Annotated in this window: 13 protein-coding genes; 12 read left to right on the forward strand and 1 reads right to left on the reverse strand. The window is 45.1% G+C overall.

Annotated elements, in window-relative coordinates; genetic code table 11:
* Positions 1–29: 29 nt before the first annotated feature.
* From AC53GJ_RS07535 to AC53GJ_RS07560, 6 genes are all read left to right on the forward strand, one after another.
* A complete protein-coding gene (locus AC53GJ_RS07535) occupies positions 30–635 on the forward strand; it encodes a Slp family lipoprotein (protein WP_496731987.1) in 606 nt (201 codons plus the stop codon).
* Positions 598–1,449, forward strand: coding sequence for a class I SAM-dependent methyltransferase (locus AC53GJ_RS07540; protein WP_496731988.1), 852 nt, complete (start codon positions 598–600; stop codon positions 1,447–1,449). Before AC53GJ_RS07535 ends, AC53GJ_RS07540 begins: the two co-directional genes overlap by 38 nt.
* A gap of 1 nt (position 1,450) precedes the next feature.
* On the forward strand, positions 1,451–2,386 hold the full coding sequence (locus AC53GJ_RS07545) for an alpha/beta fold hydrolase (protein ID WP_496731989.1): 936 nt from the start codon (positions 1,451–1,453) through the stop codon (positions 2,384–2,386).
* Positions 2,387–2,616: 230 nt separating this feature from the next.
* Complete coding sequence (gene fadD / locus AC53GJ_RS07550) at positions 2,617–4,275, forward strand: long-chain-fatty-acid--CoA ligase FadD (RefSeq protein WP_496731990.1); 1,659 nt, start codon at positions 2,617–2,619, stop codon at positions 4,273–4,275.
* Positions 4,276–4,603: 328 nt separating this feature from the next.
* Positions 4,604–5,782 (forward strand): ribonuclease D, encoded by a 1,179-nt coding sequence (gene rnd / locus AC53GJ_RS07555; RefSeq protein ID WP_496731991.1) that lies wholly within the window; start codon positions 4,604–4,606, stop codon positions 5,780–5,782.
* 87 nt (positions 5,783–5,869) lie between these two features.
* Entirely contained in the window at positions 5,870–6,541 is a 672-nt protein-coding gene (locus tag AC53GJ_RS07560; protein ID WP_496731992.1) for a hypothetical protein, read from the forward strand.
* Between the two features lie 67 nt (positions 6,542–6,608).
* On the opposite strand, the gene AC53GJ_RS07565 is transcribed toward AC53GJ_RS07560, so the two are convergent.
* The gene (locus tag AC53GJ_RS07565; RefSeq protein WP_496731993.1) at positions 6,609–7,970 is read right to left on the reverse strand and encodes a DUF4397 domain-containing protein; all 1,362 of its coding nucleotides are present in this window, start codon (positions 7,968–7,970) and stop codon (positions 6,609–6,611) included.
* A 481-nt stretch (positions 7,971–8,451) separates the two neighbouring features.
* Between AC53GJ_RS07565 and AC53GJ_RS07570 the strand changes: the two genes are divergently transcribed.
* From AC53GJ_RS07570 to AC53GJ_RS07595, 6 genes are all read left to right on the forward strand, one after another.
* Complete coding sequence (locus AC53GJ_RS07570; RefSeq protein ID WP_496731995.1) at positions 8,452–8,655, forward strand: hypothetical protein; 204 nt, start codon at positions 8,452–8,454, stop codon at positions 8,653–8,655.
* Positions 8,656–8,663: 8 nt separating this feature from the next.
* Positions 8,664–9,548 carry a hypothetical protein gene (locus tag AC53GJ_RS07575; RefSeq protein WP_496731997.1) on the forward strand — a complete coding sequence of 295 codons (885 nt, stop codon included), beginning with the start codon at positions 8,664–8,666 and terminating at the stop codon, positions 9,546–9,548.
* A gap of 611 nt (positions 9,549–10,159) precedes the next feature.
* On the forward strand, positions 10,160–12,655 hold the full coding sequence (locus tag AC53GJ_RS07580) for a penicillin acylase family protein (RefSeq protein WP_496731998.1): 2,496 nt from the start codon (positions 10,160–10,162) through the stop codon (positions 12,653–12,655).
* 1 nt (position 12,656) lies between these two features.
* Positions 12,657–14,363, forward strand: a complete 1,707-nt coding sequence (locus AC53GJ_RS07585; RefSeq protein WP_496732000.1) for a cyclic peptide export ABC transporter — start codon at positions 12,657–12,659, stop codon at positions 14,361–14,363.
* A 34-nt stretch (positions 14,364–14,397) separates the two neighbouring features.
* Complete coding sequence (locus AC53GJ_RS07590) at positions 14,398–15,102, forward strand: ABC transporter ATP-binding protein (RefSeq protein ID WP_496732002.1); 705 nt, start codon at positions 14,398–14,400, stop codon at positions 15,100–15,102.
* A complete protein-coding gene (locus AC53GJ_RS07595) occupies positions 15,099–17,549 on the forward strand; it encodes an ABC transporter permease (protein WP_496732003.1) in 2,451 nt (816 codons plus the stop codon). The genes AC53GJ_RS07590 and AC53GJ_RS07595 overlap by 4 nt, the downstream gene beginning before the upstream one ends.
* Positions 17,550–17,553 lie beyond the last annotated feature (4 nt).

Raw genomic sequence — 17,553 nt, forward strand, 5'->3', positions numbered from 1 at the left:
CGGGCAGTTTTTAACAGGAAGCAGAAGGTATGAAATTTAAACTGGGCTGCATGGTGGTTCTGAGTGCCTTATTCATGACAGGTTGTGCCACCTATCCGAAACAGGTCGCGGTGCCGAATAATACGGTGCTCATTAGTTATCAGGCGGCAACACAAGGTGGAGTGCAACAAGGGACTGCTCGTTGGAGCGGTGTGATTGCTAAAATCCAGAATAACCCAGCCGATACCCGGCTTGAAGTGGTGTATTTTGACAGTAACAATAATGGCCGGCCCAAAGTAGGGGATGAAACTGCTGGTCGTTTTGTCGCTTATGTCAAAGGATTCTTAGATCCGATGGTGTATCAGGCGGGTAAATCCGTCACAGTGCTGGGGCAACTTTCACAGCCTGAAGCCGGCAAAGTGGATGAATATCAGTATGTTTATCCAGTTATTCAACAATCAACCCTTTATTTATGGCCAAAACAGCAAGAAACCAGAGTGGACGTTATTGAACCCTGGCCGCTGTGGCGCTCACCTTATCCATATTGGGGCTATGGCCCGCAATATCGGATCAGAACAACAACTCCAACAGGTGTAACTCCAACACAAGGCCCGGTAAATGTTGACAATTCTTCGCAAGGTTCGCAGCAGCGCTAAAATTTTCACAGTGCTGATGCTAGCCAGTTCAGGTACTGCTATGGCGGTTGGTCCTGATCTGGCTGAGGTGTTAGCATCGCCTTATCGCAGTGCTGAAAACAAAGCCCGTGATGCTTTTCGCCATCCACTGCAAACCCTGCAGTTTTTTGGCCTGCAGCCGCAGCATGCAGTGTTGGAAGTCTGGCCAGCGCGTGGTTGGTATACCGAAATTCTGGCGCCTTATCTGAAAGAACAAGGCCAATTGAGTATTGCTAACTTCCGTATGAATGACGGTACGCTGGAAGATGAGAAGAAAATTTTCTGGGCCAGGCTGGCGAAGAAATTACAGCAGGATATTGAAAAATACCCGGACCATTTTGGCAAAGTGCAGATGATGCAGTTTGACCCACCGGCGCTGATGCAGGCGGGCCAAGTTAATCAATATGATATGGTGCTGAGTTTTCGCAACTCACATATCTGGAATGAAGCTGGTTATTTGTTAGATGTCTATCGCGCCATGTTTGATGTGCTCAAACCTGGTGGTACTCTGGGGCTGGTCGAACACAGGTCTAGTCGTTTATCCGAAATTTCCAGCAAAGCCGGTGAAGGTTATCTGGATGAATATTATGTAATTTCGGTGGCGCAACAAGCGGGTTTTGTGTTGGTTGAGCGTTCTGAAATTAATGCCAATCCAAAGGACAGCAAAGATTATCCCAAAGGGGTTTATACCTTGCCGCCGACGCTGGCAATGGGCAGTCAGGATAAAGAAAAATATCTGGCGATTGGCGAAAGCGACCGGATGACCCTTAAATTTATCAAACCGGCGACGCCCTGATTTGACAGCGCTGCAGCGGTTCGAACCTGTCTATTTTCAACTGCGTCACCTGCAACTGGCAGGCTGGCGCAGTGGACCTGTCAATGCACCTTTATGTCTTTGTCTGCATGGCTGGCAAGATAATGCCAATAGTTTTGCTGCCTTAGCACCTTATCTGACCGATGTGCAACTGCTGGCCATTGATTTACCTGGTCATGGTCAATCCGGTCATCGTAGCGCGGGCGCCCATTACCATTTTGCTGACTGGCTGGATGAACTGTGCGAGCTGTTCCAGCTCTTGCAGCAACCCACAGCCACTGTCCATACCAAGTTGCCTATTCACCTGATCGGTCATTCGATGGGAGGCATGATCGGCACCATGCTGGCGGCTACTTTCCCGGAATATATCCGCAGTCTGATTTTACTTGATAGTTTTGGCTTAGTGACGGCCCAAGCAGATAACACCACACGTCAGTTAAGGCAAGCGTTGTTGTCCCGACAAAAATTACCGCCCAATCGCCGGCTTGGTTATCCGGATTTGCCAGCGGCTGCCCGGGCGCGGCAACACCAAAGTGACTTTGATTTTGCATCAGCGCTGCTGTTGGCCGAGCGTGGTACTGTGCAGCGCGAGCAAAGCTGGTATTGGACTGTTGATTTAAGATTAAGGCTGACTTCGGCTTATCGCTGGGATCTAGCGCAAGCCAAACAAATTATCAGTGATGTGCAGGCACCAGTGCTGGCACTCTTAGCAACTGATGGCTTGGAGATGATCAAGCAAGCCAGACTGACTTTCGAAACCGCTTATCAGCAGCTAGAGTTAATTGAAATGCTAGGTGGTCATCATTTACAGTTAACTCAGCCGGCAGCAGTAGCGGCCAGGATACAAGCTTTTTTACGGGTGCATGAGTGTCGCAACACAGACAACTCAGCTGCAGATGGCAGCCTGAAAGAATATTAAGTTTTGGACATTTAGATGTCTTTATTGCTTCATTCCCGCAATTTAGCCGCGATAAAACGCTTTTTCGGCCTCTTATCGCAACAATTGTGCAAACGAAATAATTGTGGGATGATGGAGAATTAGAGTAAAAACTCAGAGTGCGCTGTTCTGCGGGAATTTATGTGATTTCATTGCATAAAGCAGCGAATACCCCTATAAAAATAATTAGAACTTACGACGAGGAGAGGAAGGTGGATAAAGTCTGGTTAAAGCGTTACCCGACCGGAGTGCCGGCAGAAATTGATGCCGATCACTATAGTTCATTGTTAGACATCTTCGAACAATCAATTGCTGCATACAACGACCGTATTGCTTATATCAATATGGGTAAATCCATCACTTATCGCGAGTTGGATGTTCTCAGCACGCAATTTGCAGCTTACCTGCAACAAGGTTTGGGCCTAAAACAGGGTGATGCCGTTGCTATTATGATGCCCAATTTACTGCAGTACCCAGTGGCATTGTTAGGCGTACTCAGAGCTGGTTGTACTGTGGTCAACGTTAATCCACTGTATACCCCGCGTGAATTGCAGCATCAGCTTACTGATTCCAAAGCCAAAGCTATTTTGATTGTAGAAAATTTTGCGCACACCCTGGCCGAAGTGTTACCGCAACTGCAGCTTGAGCATGTGATCCTGACCAAAATGGGCGATATGTTGGGCCTGCTCAAAGGCAGTATTGTCAATTTTGTCGTCAAACACGTGAAAAAGATGATCCCGGCCTATCAATTGCCACAAGCAATCAAATACCAGGATGCGCTGGCACAAGGTGCCCATCTGAGCTATCGCAAACCAGAAGTTAAAGGGAGCGATTTGGCCTTTTTACAATATACCGGTGGCACCACCGGGGTGTCGAAAGGCGCGATGCTGACGCATCGTAATATGGTGGCGAATCTGGAACAGGTCGCCGGCTGTATTGGACCTATTTTAGCTCCTGGCAAAGAGTTTATTGTCACTGCATTACCGCTGTACCATATTTTTGCCTTGACGGCGAATTGCCTGACCTTTATGAAATATGGCGGTACCAACCTGTTGATTACCAATCCACGTGATATGCCCAACTTTGTCAAAGAGCTGAGCAAATATCCATTTACTGCCATTACCGGCGTCAACACCTTGTTTAACGGCTTGTTAAATTGTCCGAATTTTGCCGATTTAGATTTTAGCAAACTGAAATTATCACTTGGTGGTGGCATGGCTGTGCAAAAGCCAGTTGCTGAACGCTGGCAGAAAGTCACGCATAGCCGGTTGGTCGAGGGTTATGGGCTGACCGAGTGTGCACCTTTGGTTACTGTCAGTCCGTTTGATTTAGATGGTTTTAATGGCAGCATTGGTTTACCAGCGCCTTCGACCTTGATCAAACTGGTTGATGATAACGGCATTGAAGTGGCGCCAGGTGAAGCCGGCGAGATGCTGGTGCAGGGACCACAAGTGATGCTGGGTTATCTGAATCGGCTGGAAGAAACAGATAAAGTTCTCAAAGACGGCTGGTTATACACAGGTGACATTGCCCGGATGGATGAACAGGGCTTCTTTTATATCGTTGATCGGAAAAAAGACATGATCCTGGTGTCAGGCTTTAACGTCTACCCGAACGAAATTGAAGAAGTGGTTGCCATGAACGACAAAGTGCTGGAAGTGGCCGCTGTTGGTATCCCGAATGAAGCCACCGGTGAAGCGGTGAAAATTTTCGTGGTGAAAAAAGACCAGTCTTTAACCGATCAGGAATTGATAGCGCATTGTAAAGAGCGTTTAACGGGCTATAAAGTACCGAAACTGGTAGAATTCCGCACCGAGTTACCGAAAACTAATGTCGGTAAAATTTTGCGGCGTGAATTAAAAGGCCAATAAGCAGTTTGGCGATAGAAAAAACCGGCTGTTGCCGGTTTTTTTATGTCCAGGGACGGACGGTACAGCCTTGTGGTCGGGAACAAACAAGGCTGCATGGACAGGGACGGACGGTACAGCCTTGTGGTCGGGAACAAACAAGGCTGCATGGACAGGGACGGACGGTACAGCCTTGTGGTCGGGAACAAACCAGGCTGCTTTGCAAGGCAGGCATTGCGCTTTGTGGCAGGGAATATGCCACACTGCCAGCTGACAGTTAAACGCGAAGGTGAGGCTTTGGCTTGTGAAGTCCTAACAGGCTGCTTACCCATCAGAAGTAACGGAGTTTTTAATGTCTTATCTCATGATCACCGAAAACCGGCAGTTGGCAGACTTTTGCCAGCAAGCCAGCAGCCAGCCAGCACTGGCGCTTGACACTGAGTTTGTCCGCACCCAGACATTGATCCCCAAGCTTGGTCTGATCCAGCTGTATGCTGGTCAAGATGTGGTGTTGGTCGACCCATTGACGATCACCGACTGGCAGCCACTGGCTGCTTTGCTGGCCGATACCAGCGTGCTGAAGCTGCTGCATTCCTGCACTGAAGATCTGGAAGCGCTGGCTTCAATTGGGCTCTGTCAGATTTATCCATTACTGGACACCCAACTGGCTGCGGAGCTGGCAGGGATGGGCACTAGCCTGGGTTATGCCAAGCTGGTGGAACAACTGACCGGGCAGCAACTGGATAAAAGCGAATCCCGTACCGACTGGCTGGCGCGCCCACTGGCACCAGCGCAACTGAGTTACGCGGCGGACGATGTGCGTTACCTGTTACCGCTCAAAGCACTATTACTGGCCAAATTACCAAGCGAGCAACATCTGGCCTGGTTGCTGGCAGAAGGGGAGCAACTGATCAGCAGACGCAACTTCCACTGGCCGGCCGAACTGAAGTTTCTTGAGCTGAAAAACAGCTGGCAAAGTTCGCCGCGCGAACTGGCGGTGTTGCAGTTGTTGGTGCAATGGCGTTATCAATATGCCGTCAAACAGGATTCAGCCCTCGGCTTAGTACTTAAAGACGCCGTTATCTATGAATTGGCGCGCCGTAAACCTGCTTCGATGGAGGCGCTGACCCAAATTCAGGAGTTGCATCCACGTGAGCTGCGCCGGCATGGCACCACCATTCTGGCACTAATAGCGCAGGCGAAAGCCTTGCCGGACGCGGAGTTACCCCAGACTTTTTATCATCTGGCCGAGTTTCCGGGTTATAAACAACTGCAACAGGATTTGACGCTGGCGGTTGAGGCTGCGGCGCGGCAAGCCAATATTCCGGCTGGTTTTTTAAGTGTGAAACGGCAATTAAATGAATACCTGAACTGGTGCTGGCGGATCACTGATGCACAGCGCACTGCGTTACCATTACCGGAATTTTTACGTGGCTGGCGCCGGCCGTTATTATTGCCATTTTTACCAGTGCCAGCGCATGTGGCCACTTTAGTGGATACCGCATCAAAGATTTCGTCAACGGCACCATAAAACCGCACCTGAGTGGCTGATGCCTAAGCATTGACCACTCAGGTGCGGTTGCTGAAACTCTGTCCAACATGTTAAAGAACAACATTTATGTCAAATAATGCAATTTTATATGCCACTGCTGCTAAAGCGACGTCAGTCTCCGAATTAGCACAGCAAGACCTTGACTACGATGAAGTGGCCATTGCTGCCAATCGAATTCCGGTGCCTTGGTTTTTTTGCTTTTGTGCCGCCGATCTTCAGCCCTATCAGCAGAGTTATTCCAATATGTCCGGCGAAGAAGGCGAAGATACCTGCTACGTCGCAGTGATTGAGACGGCAAAAGCGCGTGAAAACATCAGAGACGCCAGAGCCTTATTCACTGAATTCTGTGCCGATGCAACAGTGGGAGATCATTTTTGGCAAAAAGCGCAGGATGATTTAGCAACTGTCAGCTTGCCGTATCTGCTGCTGGACGTCAGTGAGATTATGTTTTTGTCTGATGTCGACGAAGCCGTGGCTCGTTTTACCCGCAGTTTCACTCGCAGTGCCGATGCATTTACCGATATAGCCTGGTTCGCCAGTTATGAGCCCGCTGTGCGGCCATATCCGCTTGGCCATCTGTATCAACAGGTGTCTGATAATGATGAAGAGCGGCTGGATAATACGGTGGCGTTAGATATGGCAATTGATGTACCGGCGACTGAACTCAATATCACTATCACGCCAGTAACCAAGCAGGTAACACCATTGCCGCGTAAGCCCTGGTGGCAATTGTGGTAATTTTGTTGTGAACCAAGCTCTGATACTGGAAATGTTCAATACCAGAGCCTGTGTTTATCGCAGTTGGTTAAATCTGATTAAAATCATCCAGTAAAATCAAACCAAGTGGCGCTGTTCTGCCCTCGTTATCGCGGGCAATAGCGGTGTAAATTTTATTGCCGCTCAGACTCAGAGCCACCGGGCCAATGGCTGCTGTTTTGCTGCCAGCCGCTGTCACAGTCACCACATAATCCCCAGGCGTCACGGCAACATAACCGGTGTCCGCTTTAAAAGGTACATTACTAAAACTGGCAGTTGCGGTGCTGATATCATTGGTTTTGGTCAGATAAATATCGACATTGCCAGCCAGAGTGGAGGCGTGCACCAGCCGTAATTTAGCTTCAGTGGCAACGCGGCGAGGTACATCAGTCAGCACCAGGGCGCTGATGTTGTTTTGCGTCAGTGAACCAGTGGCGATAATAGTGCTGTAGCTGCCAGCGGCCAGTATAACATCGGCATTAATTACCACCACTGAGTTATCAGCATTGGCAGCTACTTTGACGTTATAACTGGCAGGGGCCAGGCTGGTGTAGCTAGTAGTATCAGGGAATTTCAATGCGGTAATTGCAGCGTTGTTATTTAATAACACATCAACCGCCGGTGCATCGGACACGGCATGAACCACCCGGACATCAGCTTTACTGCCAATGTCTTTGATATCGGCAAAAGTGCCATTGGCATTGACGGCTAACAGCGAAACGGGCGCTGCCCCGGCAAATCTGTTGTTAATGGCGGCAACAGTGACATCAGTACCGGCGGCTAAGCTAATGCTGCCTGAATCAAACAGTACCGGGCTGACAGTGCCGGGCAGGGTGATCCGCACCCGGTAATTACCGGCACTGACCTGCACTGGCGCAGTATTTTTGCCAAAATCCAAGGTCGCAGTGACAGTGCCGCTTGCTAAAGCAGCTTCTGGTGCTGTCAGATGAATATCCACTGCTGGCGCTGCGGCTGCCGCATGCACCACCTGAACTCTGGCATTGCCGGCAGTCACAGGGGTGTCAGGCGCTGTCACCACCAAAGGTTGAATGCTAGCGTTGGCGGCAGAGCCAACCGCAAACACGGTGTAATTTAAATTTTCAACTAAATTCAAGCTATTGGCTTCAATGACCCTGGCAGTTTTATTGTCAGGTAACAGTGCGTCTGCTTTGAGATTATAACTACCGGCTGGCAGCATCAGTTGCACTGTGCTGCCGGCAAAATCCAGCCGGCTGACTTGTATTTTGTCACCACCATCCAGTTTTACAGCAGGCGCATCGCTGACTGCATGCACAACTTTCAGCGAGGTCATGGCCACGGGTTCGGCTTGGACCGGATCATCATCATTATTACAGCCACTTAACAAGGTCAAGGCGGCTGCTGCCAGCAACCATGGGGTTATTTTCTGCATTGTTATTCTCCATTGATAAAATCCGCAGAAAATACGTCGCAGTTTTGCGCTTGGTTTGCTGAATATTTGTGCAAAAAATAACAGCTTTATTGCGAAAAAATCTGCTAAACCAAAGTTCGTGATCCTGCGTATACGCGCCACTTTTCTGTAGGTTCAGTGTTGTGACGCTTGCTGGCCTGGGGAGCAATTGTTGATTGCTGGTTTGCAAGAGGAATCTTTAATAGGTTTGTGACCGCCGGCCCCGCTGAGGCAGAACGCCAGGTCATCACCTCCAGTCAGGAGACAGTGCTTTAGTGATGAAAAAAATATTATTTTTATAAATTTTTAATAACATTATAAAGTGTTTTTAACTTTTTATGTTGTAAATTCGGGAAGTCAACAGACTGACTTCGTACGGCTGGCTTGTTGAAAAAAGCGCAGCTAACTGCAGAAAAGTCAGTGATCTGTTGATGCATTTATCCACAAAGATAAGGACATTGGCATGAAAATATTTTTTGGTACTTTATTATTGCTAGCAACCCAGTTTAGCGTTGATGCTGGCGAGCAAACTAAGACTGTGAAGCCAGCAACTTTTGACTATATTGCCGCATCAGCAGCCGCATTTGAGATTGCGCCAATCAAAAGTAGCAAAGAGTTACTCAAGGTGATGAATGGACCCAGTGCCCTGGATTTATTGCCTGAATAAGGATATTCATGATGTTATTAGTGTTGATTTCAAATCTGGCGTTAGCTGAGCCCTTACCGCCGTCGGATACTGCCGCCTGCGGCAATACCATCGAGACATTACAGGTGCAGTTTAGCACTATTCGGGAAGACTCGTTTAGTGTGGTGGTGCGTAGTCAGGAAGCCAACCGATTAGCCGCGCATTTTCAGCGTTGTTATCTGCCGCAGGCCAGGCAATTGGCAGAGCAGGCATCGCCACTGCAACATGCCCGTTATCTGAATAATATGCTGTATATCGCGGATAGTCAGGCGGCATATCTGCAGGCAAAACAAATCAATTGGCCAAAGCGCGGGCCAAAAATCCAGCTGCTGGCGACTGAGCTGGTACAGATGGCTGTACTGGCCCGCGACCATCAATGGGCGCAACAACTGGTCAGTCAGTATCAGTTACAGCCTGAGATCCTAAACGGTAGCTTGCCACCCCCAGTGCCGGTCACTGCCGGACAAACACCGGGTCGATTGGTGCTGGCAGGCCCGCCTGGACAACAACAGTGGCAACATGTACGTTTGCCGAAGGGGCCTGCGGTGATCCTGGTCACCCGGGAGGGCTGTGGTTTTTCGGCAAATTTTCAGCGTTATTTAACAGAGCAGCCGAAGCTGCAACAGCTGTTTCAGCAGTATAGCCTGCAAATCGCCAATGTCGGTTATCAGCTCAGTTCCAATGCCGAAATTCTGGATATTTATCAAACTCAACAATGGCCGGAAATAGATTACTGGGGCACACCAGCGTTTTATTTTTATCAGGACGGGCGTTTGCAGGGCTCGTTATTGGGCTGGCCAGCAGAGGGGCGAGCTGAAGAGTTACAACAAATGTTAAAACGGATTGGCTTGTCATTCAACGTTTCGCCCAAGTGATCCTTGGCGGATGATGCGCAAATGATTCGAACAAACGCAGTTTAGATGCCAATAAAAAAAACGCAGCGATCGTAAACGATGCCAAAAAACAATGGAAAGTACCACCGGCAATGGTCAATGTGGTGAAAAGTGTTTAGCTGACAAATTGGCCCGTCAATACGTAGCAGAGTGTATGGTTATGCCGTGCCTGTAAAGGTTGTTTTTTTCATTAAAATCAATTGTACAATGAGTCAGACACCTTTTCAAATCTTAAAGAGTATACGGATAATATTTCACTAATTCAGTGTGGTGGATGAAATAAGTACCATTTTAGTTTCAGGTTGTTGACGTTTTATCCAATCCCTGCTATTTTTTTTATCTGTAAGTCGGATGACAATTACTGAATTTAACTGGCGCAGTAAATGCCATTCCTCCTTTTATCATATTTTTCTCTAAGCTGAATGCAGGCACTCATCCTAAGCTGAACGTTTGGTAGGCTATTTAAGATAGTGTTAGCAAGATTAACCAGACAGAGGTGCCTATTATTTAAATAAGTAAAATTCTCTAGATGTGATCTTATAGCGTTCCCTTTGAATATTTTTTGAGTTTATAGTTAGGCGGTATTTTGTGTCATGTTAATCATTAATGATGTTGGAAATAAACGCTATTGGTTTTCCAAGCGTCATCCATTTATAACAAGAATATTAATTTTTTTATTTCTGCCTGCTCTAATTATAGTATTTTTTTTATTGTTCTATTTGGAAGAAAGTGTATTAATTTACCATGGCGTAGAATCAATACCTGGTTTACAAAATGAAGTTGAAGTCCGATTTAATGACCTTGGTATTCCTTTAGTTATTACGGAGTCAGACGAAGATATTTTTTTTTCTCAAGGCTTTCTGCATGCTTCAGAGCGTATGTGGCAAATGGACTATAAAAGGCGTTTGACACAAGGCAAACTTAGCGAATGGTTTGGTGAGTCCCATTTGGATAGTGATAAATGGTTTAGAACTTTGGGACTGGAAAAATCAGCGGACTTAGCGTACTTGCAGTTATCTACACCGGCAAAAAACGCGCTAAACGCTTACAGCCGAGGCGTAAATGCATATATAAAGCGTATTAATAAACTGCCTCCAGAATATATTTACTTGAATGTTTCGCAGTTGGATGAATGGAAACCAAGAGATTCGCTGCTTATTCATAAATTACTAGCATTATCTTTGTCCGGAAATATGTATGATGAGTTGCAGCGAGTTAGCGCTCTAAAATATATCCCCCCTGCAGAGTTACGTCTTTTTTATCCGTACGACACAAAGTCTATTGAATCTAAAGATTTGATAGGGACTCAAGAAGACGTAGTTCTGTCAGTGTCCGTTCTGAAGCAAATGCTGCACAGAGAAAGGTATATGGGTAGCAACGCATGGGCTGTTTCCGGAGCTTACACTGAGTCGGGAAATGCTATGTTGGCCAACGATCCTCATTTAGGAATCGAAGTTCCTTCCCCATGGTATGCGATTGAACTAAAAAGTGCTCGGTTACATAGTAAAGGTTTTTCGCTAGTTGGTTTACCAGGCGTTATTGTCGGACGTAATAGAGACATTGCTTGGGGGATAACCAGCTTATTGGCCGATCAACAGGACTTATTTGTGCTTGATATTTCAACGCAAAATCGACATGAATTTCACACAGAATCTGGGCCTAAACCTATTTTCGAGCGAAAAGAAATCATTAAAGTTCGTACGCCATGGCAAAAAGCGGCACTAGACAATTTTCAGGATGTTGTTTATATAGTCAGAGAAACAGAATTAGGGCCTATTGTCAGTGATTTACTGCCTGGCAGGAATAAGGATCTGGCACTCAAGTGGACTGGATTAGACGCGAATGATACTAGCTTTGAAGCATTTCACAATTTACAGTATGCAACCAACTGGCAAACGTTTCGTCAGGCATTGTCTAAACTGGCAACCCCTGGACTCAATTTTGTCTACGCAGATACGAAAGGTAAAATTGGTCAGCAAGCTGCAGGTTGGATCCCTGTCCGGCAAGGAGAGTCTGGGATTATCCCTCAGAACGCTTTTAGGGATATCAATCGTTGGCAGAAGTATCAAGTATTTTCCAGGAACCCGTCAGAGTTTGATCCGGCTTCCGGATTCATATCTTCAGCCAATCAACAACTGTCAGGGCAGGCAACAGAGATTATCAGCCATGAGTGGGCACCTGATTTTCGCTTTCGTCGTATTGAAGCCTTGCTAAAGGAAAAAATTGCAGCTCGAGAACCAGTATCGCTTCTACTCATGCGTGAGATGCAGTCTGACCGTAAAGACTTAAGTAGTGTCAAGCTGATATCCTACTTGTTAGAGACTGTCGAGCGGGGAGAAAAGCTTACAGACAAGAGCCGATCGCTAACTCAGCCCGCATTGGATCTGCTAAAGGTGTGGGACAATAACTATGATGCACAAAGTGCTGGTGCGAGTGTTTACCACTATTGGTTTGAGCAGCTTAAGTCTCTGTTAGTCGCTAATTTAGCTCCGACGTATGAACTAAGTGAAGAAAAAAGAGTTATCCTGTCCTCGTTATTCGAGTTAGCTGATGGCGATACACTTTTTGAACTATTGCGCAGTCGGGAGACACAAACCTCCTGTGTTGGGTCTGGAACACCGACATGCCACCGACTGCTTGTCCAATCTTTTGAAATGGCCGTTGAGAGGCTTGAAAAGCACAGCGGCAGTAAAAAAAGTCAAGATTGGCAGTGGGGAACTTTTCACCAGGTCGACTATAGTCATCCGCTATTTTCTACTAACAAATTGCTCAGCACCCTGCTTTCAGACAAAAGGCCAAGTGCTGGAAGCACAAATACCCTTGATGTAGCAAACGCTATTCCGTTAGACGAAGGAGGGTATAAGCAGACATTAGCTGCATCATTCAGGCTGGTGATGTCTATGCAAAATTTTGACGACTTCATTCAAGTTATGCCTACAGGACAGTCAGGTCACATGCTCAGTAAACATTTTAATGATATGAAAACTATTTATTCAGAACCAAAGCAATTCAACGAAGTTAACGCGCGTGCAGGGTCTGACATACAACAATCAAAACGAGTACTGGTGTTAAAACCAGAATTAAATTGATATGCATGCAATATTACTATTTATAAGATTTTCTCCAAATAAAACCTTTATTGCGATTTTTATAGGTTTAATCTCCGGAGGTCTTTATGCATCTCTGATTCCAATTATTATGATGGCAGTTGCTCCTGAAGTGACGCAGCTGCCTGTGATATCAAATAGTCGAAGTTTTCTAGGGTTTGAAGTTAACAATTATGGCCTTGCCGTTGTATTTTTTTATCTGTGTTTATTTATAATTATTTTCAATACACTTTCTGAAAGTATTCTAATTCGGATATCTATGGATATACGCACTCAACTCAGACGAGAGTTGTATAGCCGGATCCGCCATGCTTCTATAGAGCAAGTTGAAAATTTGGGCGCTGCACGCTTGATTCAATCTCTTTCAACTGATGTATCAGCTATTGTCAACGGGGCACAAGCGCTACCAAATTTACTGACTAATTCGGTGATCATTATATCAATGATGGCTTACTTAGCTTACTTAGATGCAGATGTATTCTATTTTATCGGCAAAACAATCTTATGTGGTGCTATCTTTCATCAGGTACTGATGTATTTCGGGTCTCGTTATTTTTCTTTAGCGCGGGATGGGCAAGACCGATTGCAGGAAGCGTTTGTCGGCACTGTCGAAGGAATAAAAGAACTCAAACTTTCAAATGAAAAATACGAAGTATTTGAAAAGGAGTTGCTACTGAAAGAAGAGCTTTTAGTGAGAGATTTGCACAAGAAAGCGAAGACAATTTACACCGTAGCGAATAACTATGGGGACTTAGTATATTTTATTGCAATAGGAATCCTAAGTTTTATATTCGTCAACTATCATCAATTATCAGCCAACCAGCTGACAGCAATTGTGATGATACTGATTTACCTGTCTGGTCCCATTGGTATGATACTCCAATTTTTGCCTACTTTATCTTTGACAAAGATTTCTCTAAATAAGGTTTATAAAATATTCAACGAATTGGCACCAGAAAGTATCAGCACTAATCAAGAACAGATAATAAAATGGTCTGAATTGAATTTACAAGGTGTCTGCTTTAAGTATGCACCTGAAAATATTGGGAAAAATAATACTACAGGTCGTGAATTTGGAATAGGTCCAATAGATTTACGTATTAAGCGTGGCCGGATAACTTTTATCGCAGGTGGTAATGGTTCTGGTAAGTCGACTCTCGCAAAGGTAATTAGCATGCTCTATTTACCTACAAAAGGTAGAATACTTGCGGATAACGAACCTTTGACGAAGGAGAGTATCGGCCAATTCAGACAGCGTGTGAGCTGTATCTTCAGTGATTATTATCTTTTTCCCAGGCTACTCATTAAGCGTAATATCATTGAGGAAAAAGTAGTTTTATTCAATAAGTACCTTAAGGAGTTTAACCTTGAAGGTAAAGTTGAACTTGTGGACAATGAGTTTTCCACGCTTGCATTATCAGATGGTCAAAAACGTCGTTTGGCTCTGATTGTGGCTATGTTAGATGATGCTGAGCTTTATGTATTCGATGAGTGGGCTGCTGATCAAGACCCTGACTTTAAGAGGGTTTTTTATTGTGAAATACTGCCGGATTTAAAAAAGCGAGGTGCAGCAGTGGTCGTGATCTCGCATGATGATCGCTATTTCGAATGCGCTGATGAATTGGTTATGATGGAATATGGCAGAGTAAAAGAAGATCCCGGTCAAATGCCTAAGATAGTCAGTATGTGACATAGCACAACTATAGAAATTATAAGGGGAGTATATGACTGACATTAAACAAGAGCCTATTATAGAGATGCGTCAAGTCACGAAGGTGTTTGAGACAGATGAAGTGAATACACATGCTTTGGCTGATGTAGACCTCATTATTGAAAAAGGAGACTACTTATCTATTTCTGGACCTTCAGGCTGTGGTAAATCAACGCTGCTCTCCATTTTGGGTCTGTTAGATCAAGCCAGTTCTGGAACCTATAAGATAAAGGGCACAGATACGTCTGGCTTATCATTAGATTGTGCTGCCAAACTTAGAAATGAAACAATCGGATTTATTTTTCAATCGTTCAACTTAATTGATGAATTGACGGTCTTTGACAATGTTGCTTTGCCACTTCGTTATCGGGCGGAGAAACTTGATTCGGACACATTAAAAAGAAGAGTAAAAAATTGTTTGGAACAGGTTGGATTAGGACACAGAATGGGGCATAAACCGAACCAGTTATCTGGCGGACAGCAACAGAGGGTTGCAATTGCGCGCGCGCTTGTAAACGAGCCTGCAATTCTACTGGTTGACGAACCCACTGGTAACCTTGATTCAAAAAGTGGGGAGCAGATTATGGATTTGCTCAGTGAACTAAATGACAAAGGCTGTACTATCTGTATCGTTACCCATGATCCACAATTTGCCAGCAGGGCACGTGTTCAATACATATTAATGGATGGTAAGCTGAGTCGGAAGGAGGCGTTATGACAGCTGCCGAACTGGTATATCGTATAAAGAATGCATGGCAAGGTATCCGCGGCCGGACAGGGTTTAGTTCTGCAGTTGTCTTTACTATGAGCTTGGCTTTGGGCACACTTTTTTGCGCGTTTGGTTTGTTTTACTATTTGGTGGTAAAACCTTTGCCTTATCTGGATTCGGATAAAATTTATAAAGTAGAGCAGGTGCAAATAGACAAAACAGGTAAACCTAACATTAGAACGTACGGGTATAAAAGTATGTTGGACTTTTATAAACGCCAGGAGGTATTTTCTGAGGCTGGTTTAGTGCGTTATCATGACGAAGTCCTGACTTCGCTGAACAGCCAGCCTAAGGTTTCTACTGCTTATGCAACACCTGATTTTTTTACAACTTTGGGCGTAAAGGCTCATTTGGGTCGTTTATTCAACTCAACTGAAAATGTAGACGCCTTTGTCCCTTCTGCGATGCTCAGCTATACGGCTTGGCAACATTATTTTAATGCAGACGTTGGTATAATAGGTAAAAAAGTTGAGTTAGCGGGACGTAGCTACAGCATCGTCGGTGTCATCGCTAAAGAGTTTGTTGAACCCGAGCTTGAAGACATTGGCAGGCAAACGTCAATCTGGTTAGCGTGGGATTTTAACCCAGCAAATGAAACGGCTCGTTCTTTTTGGACTGGTCGAGGATATATTGGTTCCTTCATTGGTAAGCTAAAACCAGAGTTTACTTCAGCACAAGCAAGTATGCTTGTGACAGATCAAGTCGACAGGGCCTGGCAGCTTGGCGTATCCAGTATCGGATTTTATAACGGTTGGCGCGTTGGCATGGAGTTTCTTCCGCTTCGTGATGTTGTACTTGGTGAGGGTAAAACAGTTGCCTATTTATTGATTGTCTGTGCGTTGTCACTTTTGATTATCGCGGTTATGAATTTAATTAATCTGTTTATCGCGAGGGCTTTAGAACGCCAAAGAGAGTTTGCTATTGCTGCGGTTGTAGGCGCTAAACCGAAAGACTTAAGAAGTTTAGTATTTGCTGAAACTTTGCTACTTATGACAATTTCGATGCTACTGGGGCTCGTCATCGCGCAAACAGCGCATTTATTTATGCGTGAATATTTGTCGGAAATATTGCCGATGAACAATGTTTACGGGTTAGATCCCATAGTGATTATGGTAGCTGTACTTGTATCGTTCCTGGTCTCGCTGTTGTTCTCTGGCGTGTCAATCAAAGTCATCAATTATAAACGATTACAATCTGCCTTAATAGGAAGCGGGAAAGGTACTGGTGCCCAGATTTCTAAGAAGATGCGTGGCACCTTAGTTTATATTCAGGTTTCCATTGCCGCTTTTTTGATTTTCATAAATTTGAGTTTTTTCATCAGTGCAATCATCGCCATGAATGATCCCAAGTTGATCAAAAGTGATGACTTACTCAGTCTTGAAGTGTCCTTTAATATCCAGCAAGAGAGCAATGCCGCTCAAAACAACGCAATGTTGCGCGAACTTAAAGAGGAATTGGCGCAGCTTCCGCAGGTGGTGGGTGTTAGTCATAGTTCTTCCCCGCTTGATAAAAGCTTTGCTACCTGGTCGATGGTGGAGGAGTCATCGCTGAAGCAAGTTGTGCCTGAAGCCAAAATTGTTGACCATAATTATTTTGAGCTGATGGGGCAGCGTCTCATTGAGGGACTGACGTTTACCAAGGCCCAAATAGATAGCCGCGAGCAAGTTTTAGTCATTAACAATGTGTTGGCTGAGCGTTTGGCTGCGTACGGCGATGTTATTGGGATGCGCTTATCGTTCGATGTTTCGGTAGGTGCGGAAGCGTCCTTTAAAATAATAGGAGTAGTTGAAGGGGTAACTATACCAGGCGAGTTTGACATACCGCCGAGGATTTATCGGCCGATGAGTATAGGAAACAACTTCATCATCAAACTAAAGCCGAATCAAACTCTGTCTCGTAATGAAGTGAACGGCGTATTAAAAAGGATTAGCAATCAACTGGTTGTGTATGATTATGTTTCCTTGCAAATGCAAAAAGAAAGGAAGTTGAATAATCAGTATATTACAGCTGTGTCGTCAGTTCTTTTGACCTTATTGACCATTGTACTTGCGTCGGCAGGTTTGTACGGTGTCATTAGTTATAGCATCAACATGAGAATGGTCGAGATTGGTGTGAGAATGTCGCTAGGTGCAAAGCGAAAAGATATATTAAAATTGGTAATTTTTGATTATTCTCTCCCATTTTTTCTTGCTGTTTTAACCAGTATTGTTTTGTTGTATGTGACAAGTTTGTTGTTAAGTGACTGGATTAGAAGCGTTATGATTGAGCAAGGCAACATAATCATATCATTGACGTTATCTAGCTTGTTGCTGGTGCTTTGTTTTTCAATAATATATCCTTTATCTTCTTATTTTAAGTTCCAGCTAATTCATTTGATTAGGGGAAGTGCACGATAAGAAT

The organism is Rheinheimera sp. B2H12 (assembly GCF_059620065.1).

Bases quoted from the DNA above. Each gene is read 5' to 3' on its own strand.
- AC53GJ_RS07535 (WP_496731987.1), top strand. From the start codon at position 30: ATGAAATTTAAACTGGGCTGCATGGTGGTTCTGAGTGCCTTATTCATG.
- AC53GJ_RS07540 (WP_496731988.1), top strand. From the start codon at position 598: ATGTTGACAATTCTTCGCAAGGTTCGCAGCAGCGCTAAAATTTTCACA.
- rnd (WP_496731991.1), top strand. From the start codon at position 4,604: ATGTCTTATCTCATGATCACCGAAAACCGGCAGTTGGCAGACTTTTGC.
- AC53GJ_RS07560 (WP_496731992.1), top strand. From the start codon at position 5,870: ATGTCAAATAATGCAATTTTATATGCCACTGCTGCTAAAGCGACGTCA.
- AC53GJ_RS07565 (WP_496731993.1), bottom strand. From the start codon at position 7,970: ATGCAGAAAATAACCCCATGGTTGCTGGCAGCAGCCGCCTTGACCTTG.
- AC53GJ_RS07570 (WP_496731995.1), top strand. From the start codon at position 8,452: ATGAAAATATTTTTTGGTACTTTATTATTGCTAGCAACCCAGTTTAGC.
- AC53GJ_RS07575 (WP_496731997.1), top strand. From the start codon at position 8,664: ATGATGTTATTAGTGTTGATTTCAAATCTGGCGTTAGCTGAGCCCTTA.
- AC53GJ_RS07580 (WP_496731998.1), top strand. From the start codon at position 10,160: ATGTTAATCATTAATGATGTTGGAAATAAACGCTATTGGTTTTCCAAG.
- AC53GJ_RS07585 (WP_496732000.1), top strand. From the start codon at position 12,657: ATGCATGCAATATTACTATTTATAAGATTTTCTCCAAATAAAACCTTT.
- AC53GJ_RS07590 (WP_496732002.1), top strand. From the start codon at position 14,398: ATGACTGACATTAAACAAGAGCCTATTATAGAGATGCGTCAAGTCACG.
- AC53GJ_RS07595 (WP_496732003.1), top strand. From the start codon at position 15,099: ATGACAGCTGCCGAACTGGTATATCGTATAAAGAATGCATGGCAAGGT.